A 24,033-nucleotide genomic window follows, 5' to 3' on the forward strand; every position below is an offset into this window, starting at 1 on the left:
GACATTTAATAAAGACCGTAACAGATAGTTATTATATAAATAATAATCCTGTGGAACAATTCAAGGGCCGAGAATAGTTATCCACAACAATAATGCAGAGTGGTTAGCTAAAATCCCCTTTATCCACATAATCCACAGGGTTATCCAGAAATAACATTATTTTCATGTTGATAAGGTGATTTATTGCACTTGTTTTTTATCAGTATTTTCAGAATATATCCACAATATACACAGGGCTGTGGATAAGCTATGTAAATAAAGAAAACCTAAGGGGCTGATTTACAGCCCCTTGGTTGGTTTCTCCTGCTTATAAGCGGCGATTATGAGCACGGCGGTCAGCCGCATTTGCCCGGGCTTGTGCCTCGATGTCTTCCTGGTCAGCCAGTTCGGAAGAATATTCAACGTCAAGTCCGTCACTTTTCAGGTTTTTAGGAACCTGAGGAAGTTTCTGTTTGTTCTTATCTCGATTATGGTGTATGTTATTGCGTCCCATGTTAGCGCCCCCTAGAATAAGCTGGAGATGAATTCATTAATCATCTCCAGCTTATTTTGTGTTGAGTGGCTGTTCAAAATGTACGGGAAAAAACTCCAAACTTAACGACGGGATTTCTTTTCGGTATATCCACCAGCTCGATCTGCTTTTTTAAATTCGCGAGCATAAAGAATCGCTTGTGTACTAGTTAAGTTACTTTTCTCTTTATCGTGTTTTTTGAGCAATTAAATCATCTCCATTCCACTTAATATCCCTATTTTTTCCTAAAATGACCCTTTCATACGTGAGAATCTTCTTTTAAGATATTTTGTAAAGCTTCTTTAAGGGTTGGAAAGGAGAAGGTGAATCCTTCCTCTTTAAGTTTAGTGGGAAGGACATTTTGCCCTTCAAGTACAAGTATGCTCATCTCCCCAAGCAGTTTCTTGAGGAAGAAAGGAGGTACGGGCAACCAATGGGGCCGGTGCAGGACAGCTCCTATCGTTTCCCCGAATTTATCCATCTGAACGGGGTTCGGTGCCGTAAAATTGACTGGACCTTCTATCCGAGCATCGTTCATGCAAAAGATGATTGCACGGACCACGTCATGGATATGAATCCAGGAAAGCCACTGATTCCCTTTGCCCATCTTTCCTCCGCCGAATAGTTTATAGGGGAGGACCATCATTGGCAGTGCACCGTCTTTTTCTCCAAGAATCACCCCGAATCTTGTCAGGATCAACCTTTTACTGTAAGAGCGTGATTTAGCAGTTTCCTTTTCCCATAGTTGAACAGTACGGGCCAAGAAATCATCACCAATGGATTCAGAGGTTTCGGTAAAGGTTTCATCGTCCGAAATACCATAATATCCGATTGCACTTGCATTAATGATGACGGACACTTTATCGGGCAGTATGGAAATGATCCGGTTCATCTCTTTGGAAGCTTCGACCCTGCTTTCGACAATCCGGCGTTTTCGTTCAGGTGTCCAACGCCCGCTGTTTAAAGATTCACCAGCAAGGTTAATGAAAACATCGAGACCCGCCAAGTACTTTTCCGGCTTTGCGTCCTTGGTCAACCAGCCGATATATGTCAAATTAGTCTGTTTATTAAATTTTTCAGGATGACGGGTCAAAATATATATATCATGATTTTCTTTTGATAATTCATCAATAAGGGCTGTGCCGACAAAACCGCTTCCACCAGCAATGGCTATTTTCATGAAAACCACTTCCTTTCCCTTTCTTTCCTTCACTTTAACATGCCCATGTTCTTTTTTCATTTTTAGACATGCTATATATAGAAATGGTAAACGTAAAGGGGTAAAGTAGGGGTGGGGGTGGATTTATGCCAAACATAACAAAAATAACAACCCAAAAGAAACGTAAAGATCGTTATAACATTTTCGTTGACGAAAAATATGCCTTCAGTGTAGACGAAGAAGTGCTATTGAAATTTCATTTGAAAAAGGGTATGGAACTTGATGACCTGCTTTTGGCTGAAATACAATTCCATGATGAAATTCAAAAAGCATTTACCGATGCACTTAATTATTTATCATACCGGATGCGCTCCGAATCGGAAATTCGCCTTTATTTAAAAAAGAAGGAAACGGAAGAGCCGATTATTAAGGAAGCGATACATAAACTATACAGCTTTAACTATTTAGACGACCTTGAATTTGCCAAGGCTTACGTAAGGACCCATGTGAATGGAGGCAATAAAGGGCCCACTACCCTTAAGCTCGAGCTTAAGGAAAAAGGGGTGCAAGAAAAGTTGGTTGTCGAGGCATTGAAGGAATACCCCTATGATATTCAGATTGAACATGCAAGGAAACTTGCTGGAAAAGCGGTCAAAAAGGAAAAAAACATTTCCGAACGAGCTTTAAGGCTGAAGGTTGAACAAACCTTGTTACGGAAAGGCTTCCCTAGAGATGTCATCTATGAAGCACTTGAAGATGTGACGGTTGAAAAGGATGAAGATGAACAATGGGATTCTCTTTGCCACCATGCCGAAAAAATGCAACGTCGATATAAAAACCATGAAGGCTTCGAATATGAACAAAAAATGAAGCAGGCATTATACCGAAAAGGTTTTCCAATAGAATTGATTGAGCGTTATCTTTCCAATACAGATGGGGATTAAGTGCATTGATAGCCAAATCTCAAAATTTTGTTTAATATAGAGGTAAATTAATATTTCATTTAAGGAGTCATATATATGAGCGACGTAAGATACAGCAAGTTGTCCGCCTATGAACTACAGCAGGAAATTGCAGCGTTGACTGAAAAAGCGAGAAAAGCAGAGCAATTGGGAATGGTTAATGAATTTTCAGTATTGGAACGAAAAGTGACGATGGCCAAGGCCTATTTGTTAAATCCGGATGATTTCAAAAAAGGTGAAATATATCAAATTGACGGAGATCCCGGTGTCTATTTCAAAATTGATTATATGAATGGCGTATTCGCCTGGGGATACCGCTTAGGTGGAAGCGGTAAGGAAGAAGCACTGCCGATTTCAATGTTAAAATAAAAAGGAACCGGGGAAGTACCCGATTCCTTCTGGTGCAACCTAATTCGATCGCTCGTTTGATGCTTTCATTCTTTCTTGAGGGTGTGTATTAATACTGCCATCTGCACGCTTTGAAGCATATCTTGCTTTGGCACGAGGCTCGCCTTGGAATTTATTATTGTTTTGGTTGGGGAATCCTTTTTGTTTATTTCGCAAATTTTTCTCCTCCAAGCATCAGATTAAAGACAGAAGCGTTTCCGCTTACCACTAGTATGGGTATGGAACAGTATAGTTCATTCTGTAAAAATATTGGCAATGAGGTGGTTCTAATGAATGATTACCATGAAAGATTAACCAAGATTCTGCTTGAGAAAAATGAACACATCACGTATGAGCAAGCTTTGACTTGGGTGGAATTATTATGGGAAGATTTCGAGGCGACCTATGCAAAGGCCGGGCATGAATATGCCGGAGAAGAAATGACATCGCGCGTTGTAAGGACCTGGATTGATAACTACGGAGAGCAATTCCACGAATTCATTGCAAAAAACCCTAAATATCAACAGTTATTAAATCAGCAGAATCGAGTGCATTAAAAAAGCTGATTCCAGAGGGGTTCCCTGGAATCAGCTCTTTTTCAATACGCAGTGACTACAAAATAATATTCAATTTCTTCTGCAGTTTCGCTTCGCTAAAGATCCAGCCGGTATAAGAATTCAAGATATTCAATTCGCTGTCTAAATGGACCACTGCCACAAACGGGTAATATCCATTGCTGCGGTATCTTAAATCGATAAAACGGACTTCATAATATTCTTTTATCTGTTCGATTTCAAAGCGGTAAACCGGCGAAAAGGACAGAAAGGCTGCCAAGTTGATATCCTTCTTGGCGGCTTCGAGAATTTCACTTTCAGGCAATGGCACTCGATCGAACGTATCTAGAATCGTCACATATCCATTATCGGCCCGTGCCACATAATAATTCTTTTCGGTAATCACCGCAATTTTCCAGCGATGAAAACGCATGGTCGGTGATAATAGAATTTTCCTTGCTCCAGGAATTTGCTTTTTGACCACTTTTTTTATAAAAGTTTGTTCCCTGAACCTGGAAATATAATAAATGACGAGTATTCCGTAAATGGAAAGAAATAAATAGCCTGGAGGAAATCCAAAGCCCCATAATATCAGGCCGGCAACATGTATTCCAAAAATGAACGGGTCAAATGTATTGATGACCCCTAAAGCTACCCATTTTGACGAAATCGGTCTAAGAGCCTGGGTCCCATAAGCATTGAATATATCCACGAATACGTGAAGGAAAACGGCTAAAAAGGTCCAAAGCCAAAGATGTAGGTAATTTGCTTCAGGTATGATGGCGAAAAGTGCTCCGCTGATAATCAAGGGCCAAAGTAAAACAGCGGGAATGGAATGCGTGATTCCACGGTGGTTTCGTATATATACAGCGTTATTCCTTAATTTTAAAACAGTGTCAATGTCCGGAGCTTGTGATCCCAATATCGTACCTGCTATGACTGCACTTGCAGTGACTGGGCTCTGCGCAATGACAGGATCTAATGTGGCAAGACCTCCAAGTGCAATTCCCATGACAAAGTGAGTACCTGTATCCAAAAAACTAACCTCCCTGCCACAATTTGAAAAAAATGGTCTTCTTTCATCATACCGTATTTATATATTAACCATCAAATGAATATAATTTTGATTTATTTCCGTGAACCTTTACAAAATAAATGAATATGAACATGATATTAAAAAAGAATGGCCTACTATAGGTATTCCCAATTTTGATAAGAGTGTAACATCTTTGGAGGAACTGATGTGAAAGAAATAATGATCCCGACAATAGAAAAAATAAAAATCGATGAATTTCAAAAAGATTTGGTTTCCTGGTTTCTCGAAGAACAAAGAGAATTGCCATGGAGGAAAAATAAGGACCCGTACCGTGTTTGGGTTTCTGAAATAATGCTGCAGCAAACGAGAGTGGACACGGTGATTCCTTATTTCAACCGCTTTGTGGAATGGTTCCCTACACTCGAGGATTTTGCCGATGCCGATGAAGAGAAAATCCTAAAAGCATGGGAAGGGTTGGGATATTATTCACGTGTAAGGAATCTGCATAGTGCCGTTCAGGAAGTGAAGGCATCCTATAATGGGATTGTACCGGATGATCCCGAGGAAATATCCAAATTGAAAGGTGTCGGCCCTTATACAGCTGGTGCGATACTTAGTATCGCATACGGTAAGCCGGAGCCAGCCGTTGATGGAAACGTCATGCGTGTTTTATCAAGGATATTGATGATATATGAAGACATAGCAAAGCCAAAGACAAGAAAAACTTTCGAAGCAGCCGTCAGAAAGCTGATCGATCATGGACATACCTCTGCCTTCAATCAAGCGTTGATGGAACTTGGAGCATTGATTTGTACACCAGGTAAGCCTGCCTGCCTATTATGTCCCGTTCAAAGTCATTGTCTAGCATTTGAAGCGGGGGTTCAGTCGGAATTGCCGGTAAAGATCCAAAAGAAAAAAACGCGGGATGTACCAATTGTAGCTGCCGTTTTAACGAATGAAAAAGGTGGATTTTTAATTCACAAGCGAGCACCAGAAGGATTGCTTGCAAATCTTTGGGAATATCCGAATTTCGAAAACCATTCATCCCTTTTGCATAAGAGGGAGTTCTTCGAGAGTCGGTTTCAGGAAATGTATGGCGTCAAACCGGAAATCACTGAATCACTTGTGAGAATTGAACATGTTTTCTCACACCTCGTTTGGAAAGTGGACACGTATATCGGAGTGGTCAAAGAAGCCATCAGTGAAGAGACATTAAGAGAACAGCAACTTAAGTGGGTAAGTGAAGCAGAGATGGATGAGTTAGCATTTCCGGTTTCCCACCAAAAAATGATGAGAGCGTATAAAGAAAAAGAGTGTATTGAATAAATGATTATAGTCATTCAATCAATCGTGGGTTCAATCATATTACATTCTTTATATTTTGGGTGCGATTTGTAAATCCGTGGGAACAGGGATATTATGCTAAAAGAGGATATCCGCTAAGATATCCTCTTCCTTTTGTTGATTATTAAAGCGATATCCGTATAAAATCAATCGTAAATGGTTTTCGTTCCATGAGTATAATCTGCTTCTTGTCTATTAAGTCCGCCTCTATTTTCAATTTCTTTGACGATTTCGCTATGGATACTCTGTCCTTCTTGGTTTAAATAAGGTACCATTTGTTGAAGGGAGTGATGAAAATAGGCAAGTTCACTATTTTCCCAATCCGATTTTTTCATCATCGACAACTCTGTCATATCACGTCCAACATACATAACAGTAACACTCCTTAAAAAAATGATTTTAAATACTTGGTGTTTACTCAGAAAGGATGAATAAACGAATGGAACAAAAAGTGGCACTCGTTACAGGTAGCAGTAAAGGTTTAGGCAGAAGCACGGCAATAAGGCTTGCAGAGGAAGGTTACGACCTCGTTATTAATTATGCCCGGAGCAAGTCGAAAGCATTAGAAGTGGCAGCCGAAATTGAAGCATTGGGGCGCAAAGCCCTTGTAGTCAAGGCAAATGTCGGTGACGTTGCGAAAGTGAAAAGCATGTTCGAGGAAATCGATGCTTATTATGGACGTTTGGATATTTTCATTAATAATGCTGCCTCTGGAGTGCAGCGCCCATTGATGGAGCTGGAGGAATCCCATTGGAACTGGACCATGGACATCAATACAAAAGCCCTCCTTTTCTGCGCACAGGAAGCGGCGAAATTAATGGAGAGGAACGGCGGAGGGAAAATTGTCAGCATCAGTTCACTGGGATCCATTCGCTATTTAAAAAATTATACAGCTGTTGGAGTTTCCAAGGCTGCACTTGAAGCCCTGACAAGATATTTAGCGGTCGAACTGGCTGCGAAAAATATTTGTGTCAATGCCGTTTCAGGTGGTGTGATCGATACGGATGCCTTGAAGTCTTTCCCGAATCGGGATGAAATGCTTGCTGAGGCGGCAGATCAGACTCCCGCTGGACGGATGGTCGAGGTGGAAGATATGGTGAATACCATCCTGTTTTTAATTTCCGATGGAGCCAGTATGATTCGTGGACAAACCGTAATAGTTGATGGAGGCATTTCATTGCTTGTTTAATGTAACTGGAAAAATTTAAATGATTTTTGTTGGATAGCACTCCTGGATAATGGTTATCTTATTATCGTGGAGGTGATATCAATGGCTAAAAACATGAATAAATCACAAGCAGGTACAAATGTTCAACAAGTGAGACAACAAAACGCGCAATCTCAACAAGGTCAAGGCCAATTCGGTACAGAGTTTGCTTCTGAAACTAACGTTCAAGAAGTGAGACAACAAAACGCACAATCTCAACAAAAAAAAGGCCAAGGTCAAGCACAAGGCCAATTCGGTACAGAGTTTGCTTCTGAAACTAACGTCCAAGAAGTGAAACAACAAAACCAAAAATCTCAAAGCAATAAAAACCAAGGCTAATTGCCGATGAAAAAGCATCCTTCTTATGAAGGGTGCTTTTTTTTGCCTTTCATTGGATTCGACAAATGTTTCGTTGTGTTTACATTTTATGTCAAAGGAAAAAGCTGATTAAAATAGAATATACATACTTATAGAAAAAATACAGATTAGGAAGGTGCATTCATGGAGGAATTTAACCGGCTTATTAACAACCAGTTGAAAACGATGGATAAGCTTTTACTTTTACAATCCGAAATCGAAAGATGCCAAGATATAGAGAAGCAACTCCTTGCCCTGGAAGAGGAGAGTGAAGCAGTCACCATTCAGGAAGAGATTCAACTCAAAAAACAGGAATTGAAAAGTATCCATGATATGTTCGAGAAGCAAACGGAAGAAGTCATCCGTTATTTTCAGCAAGGACAGGCTGCCATACGATAAATAACCGGCTAATTTCTTAGTTAAAATGGGTGGATGGTCAGACTTTTTCGACTTATTTACACATTTTCACTGGGAGATTAGCCACTTTTGTTTTAAATTTATGAATAAATCGCTATAATATAGGAATATAGGGTAAATGGAAAAAAGTATATATTTTAAATACACACAACAACTGCAAACGGAATAGGGCACAGTACGCTGTCAGGGTGTCTATAGAAAGTAGGGAGAGATAAATGGGGATTGTTCCTGCCGAAGGAGGAAAAATCCAAATCCATAGCTATAAACATAATGGACATATCCATCGTATCTGGGAAGAGACAACCGTTTTAAAAGGGACCCAAAATCTGGTGATAGCAGCGAATGACCGTACTATGGTAACGGAATCAGATGGAAGGACCTGGATTACGAGAGAGCCGGCGATTTGCTATTTTCATTCAAAGTATTGGTTTAATGTTATTGGTATGTTGAGAGAGGACGGGGTTTATTATTATTGCAATATCAGTTCGCCGTTCACATACGATTCGGGAGCATTGAAATACATTGATTATGACCTGGACATTAAAGTATTCCCAGATATGACGTTTAATTTGCTGGATGAGGATGAATATGAAAGGCATCGGAAAGAAATGAATTACCCGGATGCCATCGATTCAATATTGAAACAGAACGTAGACTATTTGATTTATATGATACGCCAGCGAAAAGGACCATTCTCCGCAGAGTTTATTGATAGTTGGTATGAACGCTTTTTAACCTATCGATGATAGAAAAGGCCTGCTGCTTAATTGGCAGGCTTTTTCATTGTGTAACATATCTACAAAACTGATTCAATCTATTACTATGCAGGAACCATTAAAGTCCTTTAAATGTGTGTGAAAGTTAGTGAATGAAATCCTTTTGATACTTAATCATCGAAAAGGAAAATATAATTGGACAAGTGCTTATAAGATTACAAATTGACTGGTATGGACTTTTTTTCATTTGGATTTAATGATTCAGAAAAGGAGGGATTCCGTGGGGAGCATTAAGAGATATTTGCAATTCGTTAAACCATATAAATGGCAGATAATCGGGACGGTACTGATTGGATTGCTAAAGTTCGCGATTCCGCTTTTGCTTCCATTGCTCAGTAAGTATATAGTGGATGACATCATCGGAAATGGTGACCTTTCCAAAGCCGTGAAGTCCGAACGCCTTTTATGGGCAATGGCCATCATGATTTTCATTTTCGTTGCAGTTAGACCGCCGATTGAGTATTACAGACAATATTTTGCGCAATGGACCGGAACGAAAATCTTATATGATATTCGTAATGATTTATTTACTCATATACAGAAACTGAGTTTTAAATATTATTCCAATACAAGGGTGGGCGAGGTCATTTCGAGGATGATCACGGATGTGGAGCAAACGAAGAACTTTGTCATCACGGGTTTGATGAACCTTTGGCTCGATATCGCAACGATCATCATAGTGATAGTCATCATGTTTACGATGGACGTGAAGTTAACCGTTGTATCGATCATCATGCTTCCATTTTACGCATTTTCGATTAAGCATTTCTTTGGCAAGCTGAGAACCTATACAAGGATTCGGTCCCAAGCGTTAGCTGATGTACAGAGTCACCTTCATGAACGGGTTTCAGGGATGTCAGTCATCAAAAGCTTTGCGATAGAAGACAGGGAACAGGAATTGTTTGCGAAGCAAAACAAGAATTTCCTCGATAAGGCCCTAAAGCATACAAGCTGGAATGCCAAGTCATTTGCTGTCGTGAATACGATCACGGATATTGCGCCCTTGCTCGTGATAGGATTTGCCGGTTATCAGGTCATTCATGAACAATTGTCACTGGGTACCATGGTTGCCTTCGTCGGTTTTATTGACCGGCTTTATAATCCCCTCAGACGTTTAGTTAACTCTTCGACGACAATGACCCAGACATTGGCGTCCATGGACAGGGTTTTTGAGTTTGTGGATGAGAAGTATGATATCGATGACCAGCCAGGGGCGAAAGAGCTAAAGCATGTGGAAGGCCGAATAACCTTTCAGGATGTATCCTTTGCTTATGACGAGAAAGAGGCACCCGTTTTGAAACATATAAACTTGGATGTCAAACCAGGGGAAACCATTGCACTTGTCGGAATGAGCGGCGGCGGGAAATCCTCGATCGTCAGTTTGATTTCCCGTTTCTATGATGTGACGGAGGGAAGGGTATTATTGGATGGGACGGATATCCGTAAGTATCAAGTCCGTAGCCTAAGAGATAAAATAGGAATGGTTCTACAGGATAATATTTTATTTAGTGAATCGGTTAAGGCCAACATCCTTATGGGACGACCTGATGCAACTGATGAAGAAGTATTTGAAGCGGCAAAGGCGGCGAATGCCCATGACTTCATCATGGGTCTGAAAGAAGGATATGAAACGAAAGTCGGGGAGCGGGGAGTTAAATTATCCGGAGGCCAAAAGCAACGGGTGGCCATTGCGAGGGTATTTTTGAAAAACCCGCCAATCCTTGTTCTCGATGAAGCCACATCCGCATTGGATTTGGAAAGTGAACACTATATCCAGGAGGCGCTGGATATTTTAGCGAAAGACCGGACCACCATCATCGTGGCCCATCGGTTATCAACCATCACCCATGCCGATCGGATCGTTCATATCGATAATGGGGAAATTTCGGAAATGGGAACACACGAAGAACTTATGAAAAAGCAAGGGCATTACTACAACCTGTTTCAAGTACAACAATTGGATTCTTAAGAAGAATAGGAAAAACAATATACAAAAGAAGACCATTCCGCTAACGGGAATGGTCTTTCTTGTGCATGCACGTTATGAAATCCTTTTTTCATGCAGCGTTTTTTTTCTGTCAGGAAGGAATTGAGGCAGATGCTTTATCCCCTCAGGCAAGGCGATGCCTACGATGATCAAGCACATCCCGAACCATTGCAGTGACGTAACCTGTTCATTCAAGAAGATGACGGAAACGACCATCGCTGAAGGCAGTTCCGCAGCACAAAGAATCGTTCCAAGCCCGACACCCACTTTGGGCAAACTGATAGCAAAGAAAAAGAAAGGAACTAAAACACCCAATGTGCCGAGCAACAGACCGTAGTACCATAGGTTCGTTTGGACAAGATTCGTCACAAGTGTGACGGGGTTAGTCGTGAATACAGCAGTCAGCATACCACCCGTTGCAATGAAAAACAGCCGTTTCATTGAAGATTCACCAACTGCGAATTGAGAGTTGCAATACATATATAGCGCAAAAAGCAAGGCAGACAATAGACCGAACAATACGCCTTTTAGGCTTAAGCCGGATAGAGGCTGACCAAAGATAGCGCCTGCCAATAATGTTCCGATGAAGAGAACGAAAATGGCAATGAGTTTATTTTTATCCGGGCGTCTTTTATTTATGAAACTTTCAATGAGGACGCCTATCCAGGTAAATTGAAATAAAAAGACAACGGCAATCGAAGCGGGAAGCTCGGATACGGAAACGGCATATGCCTTTCCGACGAAAGTGGACATCATGCCCGTGATTAAAAGTAATCCGGCACTCTTCCATGAAACTTTATATTTAAACGAAAAAAGAAATAACACGGAGACAATCAGCCAACCGACGAGGTATTGACTGCCGACCAGTTCTCCGGATGAATGGCCATCCATGAATCCAAACTTCATCATGGTGGATAATGTGCCATATGAGATCGAACCGATTAAGACCATTATGGAATACTTCAAAAGTTGCATGTTTTTCACCCCTGTAAAAATAAAAATCGCCACCTGCCAAAAAGGCAAGTGACGAACGAAAAAAGGAAATCCTTTTAAAATTCCGTCTCTCAACAAAAGCTGAGTTTAAAAAAATGTTTGTGTTGCATTACCTTAGCTTAAAGTCTTTGTGAATATTTGTCAACCAGAAAAATAAGTTAAGCCTGCAGGTCGATCTTTAAGCTAAAGGCGGTGTAATAGGCAGGAGATGTTCCTTTCACCCAAGTAATTGAAAACCCCTAAAAAGGCGAATATGCCGAATGGGGTGAAGTGCTTCAATCGCCATTTTGCCGGAAGTCTTCCAATGTACCACGGTATTCCTCGTCTTTCATTTTTCGAAGATTAGGCTTTTTTTCTGCAGTTGGCTCATCATTTGGCTTTTGATTGTGAAGCTTGGAAAGTGCCAAACGATAATCCTGATCTTTCATTTTCAATTCATCATTGTCTGTTGGGGAGATGATTTCGGTAACGGAATCATCAGCCGAAGAGAAAGCGGACTCTTCCAACGAGTTCTCTTCCTCGACTGCCCGCTGCTTACCCTCAGGCGATAAGGCTTTGATATTGTATGTGATCAAGCCCGTAACCGCTAATATGGCAACGATGATAATTAGAATTATGCCCATTGAATCAAGCCTCCTAGAGCTCGTTTATGAATGAACGGGTGACATGGGCAACCCGTTTTCCTAATGCTTCTCCAAGCTGCAAGTCATTTTTGGTAATGTTGTCATCCACACCGGGCGGACAGCTTATCCCTACTCCATAGTAGGAACCATATAAGGCGTTTTCCGGGACAGTGCCGGGCAAGCCGACAATGATCATGCCTTGATGAAGCATAGGGGTGATTAAGTTCAGCATGGTAGCCTCGAGTCCGCCATGTACGGTGGCCGTCGTACAGAACACAGCACCCACTTTATTGATCAGCGCACCTTCCGCCCATAGATACCCAAGTTTATCGATCCATGTTTTCAAACTCGAACTGATGGTGCCGAAATGACCGGGACAGCCCCAAATGATGGCATCCATTTCCTGGAGCTTATAAACATCCGCCTCGTTCACATGGTCAATGAGAACCTCAGCGCCAGGGACCGCGGCGGCCCCTTGAGCTATTGATTCGGCAAGTGCTTTCGTATGGTTGCCTTCACTGTCGTAAACAACATAGATCTTCATTTTTATTCCCCCATTTAATTAAACCGATTTTTTTACTGGTGAAGGAAGCAAAGGTACGTCCAAATGTTCTTGTTTAGCTTTTTTCATTGCTTTGTCCTTCCGAACGTCACGCAAAAACAGTGAAAGAACGATACCGGCAATTGCGAAGCCTGTTGCCCAAAAGAATGCATCATTGATTCCCATCACATTTGCTTGACCCTGAATTTGTGAAGAAATCAGCGACATGGCAGTTTCCTGTGCTTGTTCACTAGTTTGATTCATCGAACTCATGATGGATTGAACGATTGTTTGGAAATTCTGAACAAAACCGGGATCACTCGTACTCATTTCCGTTCCTAAAGCAGTTCCATGGAAAGAAGCACGGGTAGTATAAATGGTCGTCACGAAGCTCGTACCAATGGCTCCGGTTACTTGTTTCAGCGTATTGCTCATTGCCGTACCATGTGTATTCAAATGCTTAGGAAGCTGGTTCATCCCAGCAGTCATGATTGGCATCATCAGTAAAGACATTCCAAGTGCGCGGATGGCATAGATGATGACCAAAGTCGAATAGGTTGTTTCCGTAGTCAATTTAGCGAATTCGAAGGTTGTGACGGCAGTAATCGCTAAACCAATTAGTGCTAATGGACGAGGTCCGATTTTGTCAAATAATGCTCCTGAAATGGGTGACATCACCATCATCACAAGGGCTCCGGGTAACATCAATAGGCCGGATTGAACTGGTGTGAAGCCTCTTAAAGTCTGCAAATATATAGGCAATAAGAATATCCCGGTAAACATGGCCACTGTGACGATGGCGGAAATGATATTCGATAATACGAACATGTCATACTTAAATACACGGAAGTCGAGCATAGGTGTTTCCGATTTTAGCTGTTGAACCACAAAAAGCGTCAAAAGGATCAGCCCGATGATGATCGTTCCCAGAACGATGGGATCCGTCCAGCCTTTGGAACCCGCTTCACTGACACCGTATAGTAATGATGCGACTCCCAGCAAGGATAGAGACGCACCCAACAAATCCAATTTGATTTTCTTTGGTTCTGCTACATTACGCATACTTAAAAAGGCGAGTGTCATGACTATCATGCCTAATGGCACCATTGCGTAGAACATGACCCGCCAGCTATATTCCTGAATGACCCAACCAGATAAAGTCGGGCCGATTGCAGGGGCAAACATAATGGCAAGTCCAAAGATTCCCATTCCTTTCCCGCGCATTTCCGGAGGGAAGATGAAAAGAATGATCGTCATGACCAATGGCTGCAGGATCCCGCCGCCAGCCGCCTGAATCAGCCGGCCTGTAAGGATGACGGGGAAATTTGGTGCGATGCCGCAGATGAATGTCCCGACGGTGAATAAAAACATGGCAGCAAGGAATAAAATGCGCGTGCCAAACCGTTCTATTAAAAAAGCGGACAGTGGGATCAAGGCTCCATTCACGAGCATGAATCCAGTTGATAACCATTGAATCGTAGTCGCAGCTACATTGAATTCTGCCATCATCCTGGGCATGGCGACACTAAGCAGGGTTTGATTCAAAATGACCATGAACAAACCTAGCATTAAGATAATTAACATGGGGGCAAACTGCTTCATTCCCTTGTTTTCATTTACTGTGATGGTTTGAGAAGCCATTTAAAGAAAAGCCTCCTTTCTGTATAACTGTGTAGCCATTTTATTTAGTTGAAATCTTCACTTCTGCGTTCATTCCAGGCAGAACTTTATCGGATGGTGCTTTGATGGAAATTTTAACTGGTACTTTTTGGGTGACTTTCGTATAGTTTCCGCTGCTGTTTTGATTGCCCATCACTGAAAAGACAGACGTTGTAGCATAACCGATTTGTTCCAATGTACCTTCGAAGACAGTATCGGGATCTCCATCGATGATAATATCTACGCTGTCACCTTTTTCGATATCCTTCAATTTATTTTCTTCAATATTAGCCGTTATGGACAGATCATCCATATTGATGGTCTGAGCCAGCGTTTGACCCGCTTGAACAAGCTGCTCATCATGCACTTGTGTTTTAACGATTGTACCTTGTGCTGCGGTTTTTACCGTTTCTTTTCCGTCTAAGGTTGTTACATTGGCAACATTGTCATCCTTACTTACACTGTCTCCTTCATGTAAGTCCCAATCTGCTAGTTTACCTGCAGCGGGGGCAACGATGGTATATAGCTCTCCCGACACTTTCGCTTCATCCGTTTTAATGAAATTCGTGCTTTCATAATAGTAATAAGCCCCACCGGCTAATACAGCTATGATAATAACCAAACCAATGACATTGATTAAAACTAAACGTCCTCTATTCACTTGTTTCGCCTCCAAAAAATATTGATGATGTATTCCTTTTTTCGATACTGTTCATTAGCTAGAAATGACAACCCTCCTATTCTAATGTTTATTTGTTAAATTAAATAAATATTAACTTTTATAAGTATTAATATTATTAAGTAAAGAGTTTACCAGTTTAATTATTTTTTGTCATGTAATTTATTCGGAATAATAGTGGGAAATAAATACAGTGAAATAGTAAAAATTTGAATTTTTTTTAGTTTTAAGGATATATGGAAAGTAAAGTTGACAATGGAATGCCATTTAATTAAATTTAAGAGGTAGGATTGTCCTATATAAGGAGTGAGAAGGCTGGAATTTAAATGGGAAGTAACTAATAGTATAGAAATGCAGATTTTTCGGATTAGGAAGAAGCTTAGGGCCATCGTAGCAAAAAATCTTCAGCCTTATGGATTAACATCGCCTCAGTTTTTCATATTATTGATATTGAAAAAAGAGGGGTCGATCAAATCGACCCAGCTGGCTGACTTCTTAACCGTTAAGCCAAGTGCGATTACCGTATTTGTAGATAAGTTGGTCGAAATGGATTATGTAAAAAGGCAGCCCTCTGATAAGGATCGCAGGGTCATCAACCTTGAATTGAAAGAGGCAGGGGAAGCGATTTTGGGGAGAGTCCTTGCGGAGCATAACCAATTGATGGGTAAGAACTTCAATTCATTCTCAGAAGATGAGCTGCAGGATCTTTTGAAGAAATTGGATACGATTGAAAAGGCGGCAGATAAGAACCTTTTGGATGATTGAATGAGGGGCATGCTCTAAATAGAGACGAAAAAAGACGGTTCCCGGGAACCGTCTTTTTTAATCTTCTTCATAATGGACAGATATTTCGTTATCTTCCTTATGGAAGGACTGGAAGCTGACGATCAGCTTTTCAAGATGTTCCAATTGCTCGTCATATTCTATGACCGCTGAAATCAATGGTACAAGGCGGGCAGAGAGATGGCCCAGATTATCATGCATTTCGTCCACTTGATTTTGCTGTTCGAAAAAGTGGGCGAGCAGCTCTTTACGACTTAAACAATCCTGGTCCCAATCTTCAATCTCCTCGATGGACTTGATTTTTTCGATATGCAGTAATATCAACTGTTCATGCTTGCGGATCAAGGAATCAAGCTGCTGTAAGATGCTCCGTTGGAAATCCTCAGGCATTTGATATACTTCATTCTCGAATTTATGGATTCTCTTCAAGGTTTCAAACGCTTTTTTTGTCGTTATGATCATTTGCCGATAAACGACAAGCTTTCTTGCTTTAGCTACACTGTTTTTCTTGAAATATTCCCGTTCCTCTTTGTACATGGAATAGATATGTTCCAGATCGAGTAACTCCGCCTTCAATCGGCTGATGTCTTTTTTTAATAAAGTGTGTTCTGTAGCATGTCTTGTGCTGATTCTGATCCATTTCAAGATGTCTTCGGTTACATCTGTAATGCGTGTATAAAGCTTTGCTTCGTACTTTGGAGGAATGAAAACCAGATTCACGATAAACGAAGAAACAATTCCAAGCAAAACGGATGAGAGACGAATAAAGGCAAAATTCAGGAATTCCCCGTCCTGGCTTTCCATGATGGCAATGACCGTCACGATGGAAAGGACGATTGTTTTATCCATTTTCAATTTTAAATTGATGGTTATGACAACCATTACGGCAAGACCGATCATAAAAATATCATTTCCGAACAACAAAACGAAGAAGACAGCAACCAATGCGCCAATGATATTTCCTTGAATTTGCTCCAACACCGTTTGATATGAACGGTAAATGGTCGGCTGTATTGCAAAAATTGCAGCAATCCCAGAAAGGACAGGAGCAGGAAGGTTAAGCAGTTCCGAGAGATAAAGCGCTAAAACGATTGCTATTCCTGTTTTGAGAATGCGGGCACCAAACTTCATATATGGGTTAATCCTTTCTTTGTATTGTAATGAATCGTGGCTCTATTTATATATAGGCTTCTGCTTAAAGTTGTATTCTAACTTATTTGTTAGTACTTTACACTAAAATAAGAAGATGTAAACAAAAAGTAATATACAGGATTTTCCTAAGAGTTACAATAGCTAAAATCAAGTTTAATATATAAAGAAACGATAGGCAATTTCTTGATTGCTTTCAAGTTTGTTTTTCCATCGTTTGAAGACATTCCAGAGGTATATGACTGGAAAAGGCTGATGCTCGCATTAAAGAGCATCAGCCTTTATTTATATATATTTTCGGCATCACTCTGTGGAAACAGCAGGGTCCGCCTGTTCTTTAACTGGAACGACCTGAAGGAAGTGCTCTTCAGGATTTTGAAGCAGTGCCTCTAAAGAGGCCGCTTCTTCGGTTTGGCCATGATCTTTCAAGAGGGCCGTGTATTTGCCCAGAAGTTCGGCCACATCCTGCAGGCCTCTTGCGGAAAGGGGCTCAATGGAAATCTTTGCCCCTTTCGCAACCCGCTTCTTAATGACCTCTTTGGTTAATCCAGATTCAGGCTGTTGCCGTAAATAAACGACACCGCCTGTCATCCCTGCGCAAATCCATGGACCGGGATCTCCCAGAACCAAACCTCTTCCATTTGTCATGTATTCAAAAGCGAATCCCTTAATATTGGAAGTTACCGCAATATTACCGGTTTCCTTTTTAGGAAGCGGTTGTTTCAATAATCCTCCAATGATCATATCCGCTCCGGAAAGCCGGATTCCCGCCCTGGCATCGGCATCACCTTGGGCAATGAGAAGACCATGCTGTGCACCGTAACCAAATCCCTTGCCTACAGAGCCATTGTAGAACTTTCCATCTTTTCCTGGAGATTTAAAGATGGCAATATTTCCGCCAATCGATGTTTTGCCGATACCATCCTGGGCACCGCCATTCACGCTGATTGAAATTCCCTCCGTATTGTATGCCCCGAGTCCATTACCCGGGATGGAACCATCCTGGTAGGATAGGTGAACGGGGGGAAGTTTTTTGTATGATCCGTCCAATCTGCCCCTAACGCGGTGACAGGACACCCTGCTGCCGAGTACACGCTGCTCGGAAGTGATAGAGCTATAGCTACGGGATTGCTGCAGATCATCTACATGCGAATCAAGATATTCAGCGCCAACGGCTACCTGCATGGAGCCTTCATTCAAATATGCCGCCGTTTCCTTATGTGAGAACGGTGTTATATCCAAGTTTTTCAATAAATAGGTTAAATCCAATGATTGTTGACCTTTAACTTGCTGCAGTAAATCAGAACGTCCGACGATATCCTGAAGATTCTTCACCCCAAGTGATCCGGTCAAAGATTTGAGTTCTTTTGCAAATGCACTGAACATATTCGTTAATCCCTGAACGGCTAAATCAAATTTTCGTGGAACAAAACGGCGCAGCCCGTGTTCTTTCGCCTGCGCTTCCGATTCAATTTGTGTGGCGATGCCCACATGGCAAGTATCAAGGTGACATCCGCGGCACGTTGTACAGCCGACGGCAATCATCGAAAGGGTTCCAAAACCTACACGGTTTGCACCTAGCAGCATTACCTTCAATACATCCATCGAGCTTTTTAACCCACCGTCAGCCCAAATTTCGACATTCTGTCTGATACCTGACTCAAGCAGCGCATTATGGGCGGCTTTCACACCTATCTCAACTGGCAGACCGACATGTGCGAGTGCATGGATCCTGGCAGCACCCGTTCCGCCATCAAAACCGGAAAGCGTTATGATATCGGCCCCCGCTTTTGCGACGCCGACAGCAATCGTACCAATGTTTGGAACGACTGGTACTTTGACGGCAACTTTTGCCTTGTCGTTTGCCGTTTTTAGCTCATGGATCATTTGGGCCAAATCTTCAATTGAGTATATATCATGATTATTGGAAGGGGAGATCAAATCGGAACCGATTGTTGCATTTCGGGCTTCTGCGATTTTCGCTGTGACCTTGGAACCTGGAAGGTGACCGCCTTCACCAGGTTTTGCCCCTTGACCAATTTTAATTTCCAATAGATTTGAAGAGTTCAATAGTTCTGCATTGACACCGAAACGGCCGGATGCGATTTGCTGTCCTCGGGATTTCGGGTACTTGCCAAGCATATCCTTTATTTCCCCGCCTTCACCATTCATGCTGATCATGCCTAACCTCTCGGCAGCTTCTGCATAGGCCCGGAAAGCAATCTCATTTTGTGATCCAAAAGACATGGAGGCTATGACGAACGGCAATTCCTGTTCGCCGACCGAAAGACTGACTTCTTCAGAAGGGATGGAAGCATCTGAAGTTTTTAATGATGTCAAGTGGCGGATCGTCGTAGGATTGGATTCTTCCTGTTCGGTGATCTTTTCGCGATAAGCATCATAGTCCCCGGTTGAAGCAACTTCCCCGATAGACTTCCAAATCCTTGGGAACAAATGGAAGGTTTTGCCCATCCGTTCTTTTTCATTGCCGTAATCTTCTGCACGCTGGATGGCATCGGCCTTGATTTTATCAAAATTATAGTCCAGATCATTGGATCCGAAGAAGTTAGCCACATTTAAATATTTCGCGATTTCCTCATGTAAACCGATGCTTGAGAAAAGTCTTCCATAGCCGCGCAGCTCATGAATGCCAATGGTGGAGATGACTTTCTCAAGACCTTTCGTCAAGGAGTTATATAGATTGGTAACCCCCTTGAGGTCATCCGAAGATAAGGAAAGGAACATATAATAGGGGCTGATTAAGTTGGCCCCAAGACCATAAGAAACGATGATATCATGCAGTGACCTTAGCGATGCTGAACGTAAAAGGATGGAACAATCACGGCGCTTGCCTGTGCGGACCAACGCTTGATCGACGGCTGAAGTGACAAGGTGGGGATCAAGCCAAAGGTTTCCGTTTTGATGGGCAAGGGCATCATCCAGAACGAGCAGCGTTTTTCCTTCATCCACTGCATTGACACTTTCATCCGTAATCCTGGTCAAGGCATCCGTGATGTTTTCATCCTCTTTAAACGTGCTTGAAATGAAGTGCACGAGTTTTTGATCTTGGTTATATTTAATGAACTGATCATAGCTTGGCTGCGATACGATAGATGAACACTCATAACCCGTTGACCCTTCAATCAATAAAGGAGTCAGCAGCTCCGTAACCTTTCCTGCCTTATTCGCTTCGAAAAGGGAAGGACGTTTTCCGATGATCGTTCTTGTTGAGAAGTGCTCGGTTTCCCGGTCCCGGTCGATCGCAGGGTTGGTTACAACGGCCACACTTTCCTTAATGAAATCAGCAATGTTGGTCCGTTGGGGATTAAGTGCTGCGAGTGGCGCATCATGACCAAGTGAACGAATGGGCTCAGCGCCTTTTTCGGCCATCTGTTCCACTAATTGGACATGCTCCCTTTCCCACCCAAAGGCTTTATACTGACCATTATGAATGGCTTGCGTATTTGTCATGGAGACAACCTTTTCAAACACTTGGGGCTGTAAGCGGACTCGGTCATTGGAAAGGACGAAGCGATCATTGAAGAGTTCAAATACTTTATCCTGATAATCCTTGTATGTGTACAATTCAATACGGTCGCCGTTCCATTTCAAACCGATTTTTTCCCCTGGCCCCATCGGTTTCGGATCTCCGGTATATTCACTGGAAGGGATGATTCCTGGTTCGGAAGTGAACATATAAGATGATTCCGTTTCAATATTCCATAGTGGGCGCAAGCCTAAAGAGTCGACTGAGAACACGGCTTCATCGCCGAAACGGGAGATGATGCCTGCCGGACCTTGTGCAAAATGACCCCATGCTTCCCTTAAATACGTATATAAGTCTTGTAAGTGCTCGGGATATTCCTTGATTTCATTGATGATTGGCGGGAACATAAGATCGACAGCTTCAAATAAAGAGTAGCCATGACGGCAGATGAAAGTTTCGATCGTCTTGTTTAAATCCTGTGAGTCGCTTCCGTCTTTAGCGATGGGAACTCCGATCATTTTCGCTTCATCACGCAATTTGGCGATGGTATTGATTTCGCCATTATGACCAAGTACACTGAAAGGCTGGACCCGGAAGAAGCTTGATAGAGTATTAGTTGAAAAACGATTATGCCCCAGTGTCATGGTGGAGGCAGCCAAAGGGTCGGCAAGATCAAGATAATAGGCAGGGAGCGTATCTCCAGCACCCATCACTTTGTATACCGCATGATGCTGGCTTAAAGATGCAACATGGATGAAATCACTTTTTTCGATGTCGGAAGTCAGCTCAAAAAGAACATTTGAAAGCTCCTGGTTGTTATTGATGGTGGAGGAACAGGCAAATTGCCAGAACACTGGGTCTTCTTGAATGGCAATCGGTCCCAATGCCTCGGAACGGTAGGCTTTATCCGTTTCGAATATCAATGAGAGGCCATGTTGGAGCAGTTTCTCCTTGACTTCGATTTTTAAGTCGTTAGCTTCTGTTTTTTTGCTTAAAAATAAATGGCCGACTATGAAGGAATCTTGATCGACGATGCTTGAATCGACATTTACCGCTTCAAGCTTCTTTTTCCAAAGAGCCCGGGGAATATCGATATGGATGCCGGCGCCATCGCCCTCACCATTGATGAAGCCGCAGCGATGGTTCATTTTAACCAGGGCGTCGATACAGGCAAAGATGTTTTCGTTAGTAGGGATCTTCTTTTTTTCGATGCAGGACACGATACCGCAGGCATCATGTTCTTCCTTGTGAAATTCTTTGAATGTAGCAGGTGTCCATTGTTGGGTCATATATGTGGCTTGAATAAGGTTACCCTTATTCTCTGCCTTTCACCTCCTGTAGCATGTGTTTAATGGGGGAAATATTTGTAAACCCGAACAATAGTCCAAGTTTTGATAGATTGAAAGAAAGTGTATAAATGTATATAAATGTATCCATATCATATCATTTAAATATTCAGAAATCAATTTTTTATACAATGGAATGGATGCTGTAATTGGTGGGATTTTTGTAAGGAGTGGCTTCAAATGCCAATATTAAAGATTTATTACAGGGAAATAAGAAACCCTCAAGATTGATGTACATCCTGAGGGTGTATAAAAAATGCATAATTATGCTGATTCGATTTATTATAATAGGTTTTTGAATGCATGTTCAACCGCTTTTAGAGTATAAGCGATATCATCATCCGTGTGAGCAATTGTCAAGAACCAGGCTTCGTATTTGGACGGTGCCAAATTGATTCCCTGGTTGAGCATGAGCTTGAAGAACTTAGCGAACATTTCGCCATCCGTATTTTCCGCCTGCTCATAGTTTTCAATTTTTTCTGTCGTGAAATAGATCGTCAACGCTCCTTTAAGGCGGTTGATGGTGATCGGTACATTATATTGGCGGGCTGCTTTCAGGATACCTTCTTCAAGGATTTTCCCCAGCCGGTCCAACTCGTCATACAGCCCCTCTTCTTTAAGTACTTCTAAGCAAGCTATCCCGGAAAGCATGGAAGCCGGATTTCCTGCCATCGTACCCGCTTGATAGGCTGGTCCCAGCGGTGCGACAGAATCCATGATCTCTTTTTTACCGCCATAGGCACCAATAGGAAGCCCGCCCCCGATGATTTTTCCAAGCGCGGTCAAATCGGGTTGAATTCCCAAAAAGTCCTGTGCCCCTCCGTACATGAAGCGGAACGCTGTGATGACCTCGTCGAAAATGACTAGTGATCCGGCTTCGTGAGATAATGAAATGACTTCTTCCAAAAAGCCGGGGCTTGGTTCCACGATTCCGAAGTTGCCGACGATCGGTTCAACCAGCACGCCAGCAATTTCATTGCCCCATTTATCCAGTGCTTCTTTAAATGGCTCAATATCATTGAAAGGTACCGTGATGACTTCTTGTGCGATGCTTTTGGGAACGCCGGCAGAGTCCGGTGTACCTAAAGTGGACGGGCCGGAGCCTGCAGCGACGAGAACAAGGTCGGAGTGTCCATGGTAACAGCCTGCAAACTTGATAATCTTATCGCGTCCTGTGTAAGCGCGGGCAACGCGGATGGTAGACATGACGGACTCGGTTCCTGAATTGGTGAAGCGGACTTTATCCATAGATGGTATGGCTTCTTTCAACATTTTGGCAAATTTGACTTCATGTTTGGTCGGTGTGCCGTATAAAACGCCCGTTTCTGCTGCTTTAACGATCGCCTCCGTAATATGTGGATGCGCATGACCTGTGATGATCGGGCCATATGCAGCTAAGTAATCGATATATTTATTGCCATCAACATCCCAGAAATAAGCACCTTTGGCATGATCCATCGCAACAGGTGAACCGCCGCCTACAGCTTTGTAGGAACGGGATGGGCTGTTAACTCCGCCGACGATATGTTCCAATGCCTCTTTATGTAAAAGCTCAGAATTACTAAAATCCAATCTTAAAACCTCCTAAAAATATAAACATATTTCCCCTTAATCATAGCACTTTTCCGTCCGTAAATCTGGGGTCGAAGGCTGGGAAATGTGATTCATTCACTGATGGAAGAGCTGCAGCCCTATAAGCATCAGGGTTCCGGGCCTTCATTTTGTTTGAGAAATAGGGTCGGATTTCAAAACTCCTGTTATGAAAGTAAGAATGGCCAAGATGGTGTCAGGGTTTTCGATGTCGAAGGATTGGCGGTTCATTTCGCCCTGGGCTTGGTAATAGATTAGCTGGCCGGTTCCTTTCTCTTCATTAATGCGAAGGTGGAAACTGATGGGTGTGCTTTCGATCGACCCGCTGGAATCCCTTTGGATGACCTGGCATAATAATTCACCGTACTCATCTTCATAAAGGAAGTCATATCGAAGGTCGAAAACGACCTTTTCAATTTGGGATAGTAATAATTTTTTGATATTCATAGCATACTCGTCTCCTTTATATAAGTATCAGGTACAACG

The 24,033-nt window shown here is 42.2% G+C and carries 25 protein-coding genes; 10 read left to right on the plus strand and 15 right to left on the minus strand.

The features are described from left to right. Positions 1 to 307 precede the first annotated feature (307 nt). The 3 genes from V3595_RS19915 to V3595_RS19925 all read right to left on the minus strand — a co-directional run bounded on the left by V3595_RS19915 (position 308) and on the right by V3595_RS19925 (position 1,691). Complete coding sequence (locus tag V3595_RS19915) at positions 308 to 493, minus strand: YfhD family protein (protein ID WP_101225951.1); 186 nt, start codon at positions 491 to 493, stop codon at positions 308 to 310. 101 nt (positions 494 to 594) lie between these two features. Continuing rightward, entirely contained in the window at positions 595 to 717 is a 123-nt protein-coding gene (locus V3595_RS19920; RefSeq protein WP_081088510.1) for a YfhE family protein, read from the minus strand. 53 nt (positions 718 to 770) lie between these two features. Next, complete coding sequence (locus V3595_RS19925) at positions 771 to 1,691, minus strand: TIGR01777 family oxidoreductase (protein WP_485909017.1); 921 nt, start codon at positions 1,689 to 1,691, stop codon at positions 771 to 773. Between the two features lie 125 nt (positions 1,692 to 1,816). Here V3595_RS19925 and recX point away from each other — a divergent pair, with 125 nt between their 5' ends. Beyond that, positions 1,817 to 2,614, plus strand: a complete 798-nt coding sequence (gene recX / locus V3595_RS19930) for a recombination regulator RecX (RefSeq protein WP_485908983.1) — start codon at positions 1,817 to 1,819, stop codon at positions 2,612 to 2,614. A 75-nt stretch (positions 2,615 to 2,689) separates the two neighbouring features. After that, a complete protein-coding gene (locus V3595_RS19935) occupies positions 2,690 to 3,001 on the plus strand; it encodes a YfhH family protein (protein WP_063234815.1) in 312 nt (103 codons plus the stop codon). A gap of 39 nt (positions 3,002 to 3,040) precedes the next feature. Here V3595_RS19935 and V3595_RS19940 read toward each other — a convergent pair whose 3' ends face one another. Further along, entirely contained in the window at positions 3,041 to 3,196 is a 156-nt protein-coding gene (locus V3595_RS19940) for a small, acid-soluble spore protein K (RefSeq protein WP_034305387.1), read from the minus strand. 113 nt (positions 3,197 to 3,309) lie between these two features. Between V3595_RS19940 and V3595_RS19945 the strand changes: the two genes are divergently transcribed. Further along, positions 3,310 to 3,576: a YfhJ family protein gene (locus V3595_RS19945; RefSeq protein ID WP_101225953.1), complete on the plus strand. Its 267-nt coding sequence runs from the start codon at positions 3,310 to 3,312 to the stop codon at positions 3,574 to 3,576. A 55-nt stretch (positions 3,577 to 3,631) separates the two neighbouring features. On the opposite strand, the gene V3595_RS19950 is transcribed toward V3595_RS19945, so the two are convergent. Next, complete coding sequence (locus tag V3595_RS19950; protein WP_485908986.1) at positions 3,632 to 4,609, minus strand: metal-dependent hydrolase; 978 nt, start codon at positions 4,607 to 4,609, stop codon at positions 3,632 to 3,634. A gap of 219 nt (positions 4,610 to 4,828) precedes the next feature. On the opposite strand from V3595_RS19950, the gene mutY reads away from it, so the two are divergent. Further along, positions 4,829 to 5,935: an A/G-specific adenine glycosylase gene (gene mutY / locus V3595_RS19955; protein ID WP_485909019.1), complete on the plus strand. Its 1,107-nt coding sequence runs from the start codon at positions 4,829 to 4,831 to the stop codon at positions 5,933 to 5,935. 164 nt (positions 5,936 to 6,099) lie between these two features. Here the strand turns inward: mutY and V3595_RS19960 are convergent, their stop codons facing one another. Further along, positions 6,100 to 6,324 carry a hypothetical protein gene (locus tag V3595_RS19960; RefSeq protein WP_061461732.1) on the minus strand — a complete coding sequence of 75 codons (225 nt, stop codon included), beginning with the start codon at positions 6,322 to 6,324 and terminating at the stop codon, positions 6,100 to 6,102. Positions 6,325 to 6,392: 68 nt separating this feature from the next. Between V3595_RS19960 and fabL the strand changes: the two genes are divergently transcribed. The 5 genes from fabL to V3595_RS19985 all read left to right on the plus strand — a co-directional run bounded on the left by fabL (position 6,393) and on the right by V3595_RS19985 (position 10,679). Further along, on the plus strand, positions 6,393 to 7,142 hold the full coding sequence (gene fabL, locus V3595_RS19965) for an enoyl-[acyl-carrier-protein] reductase FabL (RefSeq protein ID WP_230178804.1): 750 nt from the start codon (positions 6,393 to 6,395) through the stop codon (positions 7,140 to 7,142). A gap of 81 nt (positions 7,143 to 7,223) precedes the next feature. Then, positions 7,224 to 7,499 (plus strand): gamma-type small acid-soluble spore protein, encoded by a 276-nt coding sequence (locus V3595_RS19970; protein WP_485908988.1) that lies wholly within the window; start codon positions 7,224 to 7,226, stop codon positions 7,497 to 7,499. Positions 7,500 to 7,661: 162 nt separating this feature from the next. Beyond that, positions 7,662 to 7,916 carry a YgaB family protein gene (locus tag V3595_RS19975; protein ID WP_063577340.1) on the plus strand — a complete coding sequence of 85 codons (255 nt, stop codon included), beginning with the start codon at positions 7,662 to 7,664 and terminating at the stop codon, positions 7,914 to 7,916. A 233-nt stretch (positions 7,917 to 8,149) separates the two neighbouring features. Further along, entirely contained in the window at positions 8,150 to 8,680 is a 531-nt protein-coding gene (gene ntdP, locus V3595_RS19980; protein ID WP_048685440.1) for a nucleoside tri-diphosphate phosphatase, read from the plus strand. Positions 8,681 to 8,930: 250 nt separating this feature from the next. Continuing rightward, a complete protein-coding gene (locus V3595_RS19985; protein ID WP_485908990.1) occupies positions 8,931 to 10,679 on the plus strand; it encodes an ABC transporter ATP-binding protein in 1,749 nt (582 codons plus the stop codon). A 72-nt stretch (positions 10,680 to 10,751) separates the two neighbouring features. Here V3595_RS19985 and V3595_RS19990 read toward each other — a convergent pair whose 3' ends face one another. The 5 genes from V3595_RS19990 to V3595_RS20010 form a co-directional block, all read right to left on the minus strand. Then, complete coding sequence (locus tag V3595_RS19990) at positions 10,752 to 11,672, minus strand: EamA family transporter (protein WP_485908992.1); 921 nt, start codon at positions 11,670 to 11,672, stop codon at positions 10,752 to 10,754. 293 nt (positions 11,673 to 11,965) lie between these two features. Further along, entirely contained in the window at positions 11,966 to 12,313 is a 348-nt protein-coding gene (locus V3595_RS19995) for a hypothetical protein (RefSeq protein ID WP_485908994.1), read from the minus strand. A gap of 13 nt (positions 12,314 to 12,326) precedes the next feature. After that, positions 12,327 to 12,857 (minus strand): NAD(P)H-dependent oxidoreductase, encoded by a 531-nt coding sequence (locus V3595_RS20000; protein ID WP_063234827.1) that lies wholly within the window; start codon positions 12,855 to 12,857, stop codon positions 12,327 to 12,329. Between the two features lie 18 nt (positions 12,858 to 12,875). Then, complete coding sequence (locus V3595_RS20005; protein ID WP_485908996.1) at positions 12,876 to 14,495, minus strand: DHA2 family efflux MFS transporter permease subunit; 1,620 nt, start codon at positions 14,493 to 14,495, stop codon at positions 12,876 to 12,878. Between the two features lie 40 nt (positions 14,496 to 14,535). Beyond that, positions 14,536 to 15,174, minus strand: coding sequence for a biotin/lipoyl-containing protein (locus V3595_RS20010; RefSeq protein ID WP_485908998.1), 639 nt, complete (start codon positions 15,172 to 15,174; stop codon positions 14,536 to 14,538). A gap of 324 nt (positions 15,175 to 15,498) precedes the next feature. On the opposite strand from V3595_RS20010, the gene V3595_RS20015 reads away from it, so the two are divergent. Beyond that, entirely contained in the window at positions 15,499 to 15,957 is a 459-nt protein-coding gene (locus V3595_RS20015) for a MarR family winged helix-turn-helix transcriptional regulator (protein ID WP_214747548.1), read from the plus strand. Positions 15,958 to 16,014: 57 nt separating this feature from the next. Here V3595_RS20015 and V3595_RS20020 read toward each other — a convergent pair whose 3' ends face one another. From V3595_RS20020 to V3595_RS20035, 4 genes are all read right to left on the minus strand, one after another. Continuing rightward, entirely contained in the window at positions 16,015 to 17,106 is a 1,092-nt protein-coding gene (locus V3595_RS20020; RefSeq protein ID WP_485909000.1) for an FUSC family protein, read from the minus strand. Positions 17,107 to 17,427: 321 nt separating this feature from the next. Further along, positions 17,428 to 21,900 (minus strand): glutamate synthase-related protein, encoded by a 4,473-nt coding sequence (locus V3595_RS20025; RefSeq protein WP_485909002.1) that lies wholly within the window; start codon positions 21,898 to 21,900, stop codon positions 17,428 to 17,430. Between the two features lie 339 nt (positions 21,901 to 22,239). Then, a complete protein-coding gene (locus tag V3595_RS20030) occupies positions 22,240 to 23,529 on the minus strand; it encodes a glutamate-1-semialdehyde 2,1-aminomutase (RefSeq protein ID WP_485909004.1) in 1,290 nt (429 codons plus the stop codon). Positions 23,530 to 23,673: 144 nt separating this feature from the next. Beyond that, positions 23,674 to 23,994 (minus strand): hypothetical protein, encoded by a 321-nt coding sequence (locus V3595_RS20035; RefSeq protein ID WP_402906295.1) that lies wholly within the window; start codon positions 23,992 to 23,994, stop codon positions 23,674 to 23,676. Positions 23,995 to 24,033: the final 39 nt, after the last annotated feature.

The organism is Bacillus sp. CFBP9009, from assembly GCF_036541465.1.
In the GTDB taxonomy this organism is placed as follows: Bacteria; Bacillota; Bacilli; order Bacillales; family DSM-1321; genus Peribacillus.

What these genes read in the sequence shown, in the direction of transcription:
- recX (WP_485908983.1), top strand. Translation starts at nt 1,817, where the DNA reads ATGCCAAACATAACAAAAATAACAACCCAAAAGAAACGTAAAGATCGT.
- V3595_RS19925 (WP_485909017.1), bottom strand. Translation starts at nt 1,691, where the DNA reads ATGAAAATAGCCATTGCTGGTGGAAGCGGTTTTGTCGGCACAGCCCTT.
- V3595_RS20000 (WP_063234827.1), bottom strand. Translation starts at nt 12,857, where the DNA reads ATGAAGATCTATGTTGTTTACGACAGTGAAGGCAACCATACGAAAGCA.
- fabL (WP_230178804.1), top strand. Translation starts at nt 6,393, where the DNA reads ATGGAACAAAAAGTGGCACTCGTTACAGGTAGCAGTAAAGGTTTAGGC.
- V3595_RS20020 (WP_485909000.1), bottom strand. Translation starts at nt 17,106, where the DNA reads ATGAAGTTTGGTGCCCGCATTCTCAAAACAGGAATAGCAATCGTTTTA.
- mutY (WP_485909019.1), top strand. Translation starts at nt 4,829, where the DNA reads ATGATCCCGACAATAGAAAAAATAAAAATCGATGAATTTCAAAAAGAT.
- V3595_RS19975 (WP_063577340.1), top strand. Translation starts at nt 7,662, where the DNA reads ATGGAGGAATTTAACCGGCTTATTAACAACCAGTTGAAAACGATGGAT.
- V3595_RS20035 (WP_402906295.1), bottom strand. Translation starts at nt 23,994, where the DNA reads ATGAATATCAAAAAATTATTACTATCCCAAATTGAAAAGGTCGTTTTC.
- V3595_RS19995 (WP_485908994.1), bottom strand. Translation starts at nt 12,313, where the DNA reads ATGGGCATAATTCTAATTATCATCGTTGCCATATTAGCGGTTACGGGC.
- V3595_RS20025 (WP_485909002.1), bottom strand. Translation starts at nt 21,900, where the DNA reads ATGACCCAACAATGGACACCTGCTACATTCAAAGAATTTCACAAGGAA.
- V3595_RS19935 (WP_063234815.1), top strand. Translation starts at nt 2,690, where the DNA reads ATGAGCGACGTAAGATACAGCAAGTTGTCCGCCTATGAACTACAGCAG.
- V3595_RS19915 (WP_101225951.1), bottom strand. Translation starts at nt 493, where the DNA reads ATGGGACGCAATAACATACACCATAATCGAGATAAGAACAAACAGAAA.
- ntdP (WP_048685440.1), top strand. Translation starts at nt 8,150, where the DNA reads ATGGGGATTGTTCCTGCCGAAGGAGGAAAAATCCAAATCCATAGCTAT.
- V3595_RS20005 (WP_485908996.1), bottom strand. Translation starts at nt 14,495, where the DNA reads ATGGCTTCTCAAACCATCACAGTAAATGAAAACAAGGGAATGAAGCAG.
- V3595_RS19990 (WP_485908992.1), bottom strand. Translation starts at nt 11,672, where the DNA reads ATGCAACTTTTGAAGTATTCCATAATGGTCTTAATCGGTTCGATCTCA.
- V3595_RS19960 (WP_061461732.1), bottom strand. Translation starts at nt 6,324, where the DNA reads ATGTATGTTGGACGTGATATGACAGAGTTGTCGATGATGAAAAAATCG.
- V3595_RS19970 (WP_485908988.1), top strand. Translation starts at nt 7,224, where the DNA reads ATGGCTAAAAACATGAATAAATCACAAGCAGGTACAAATGTTCAACAA.
- V3595_RS19945 (WP_101225953.1), top strand. Translation starts at nt 3,310, where the DNA reads ATGAATGATTACCATGAAAGATTAACCAAGATTCTGCTTGAGAAAAAT.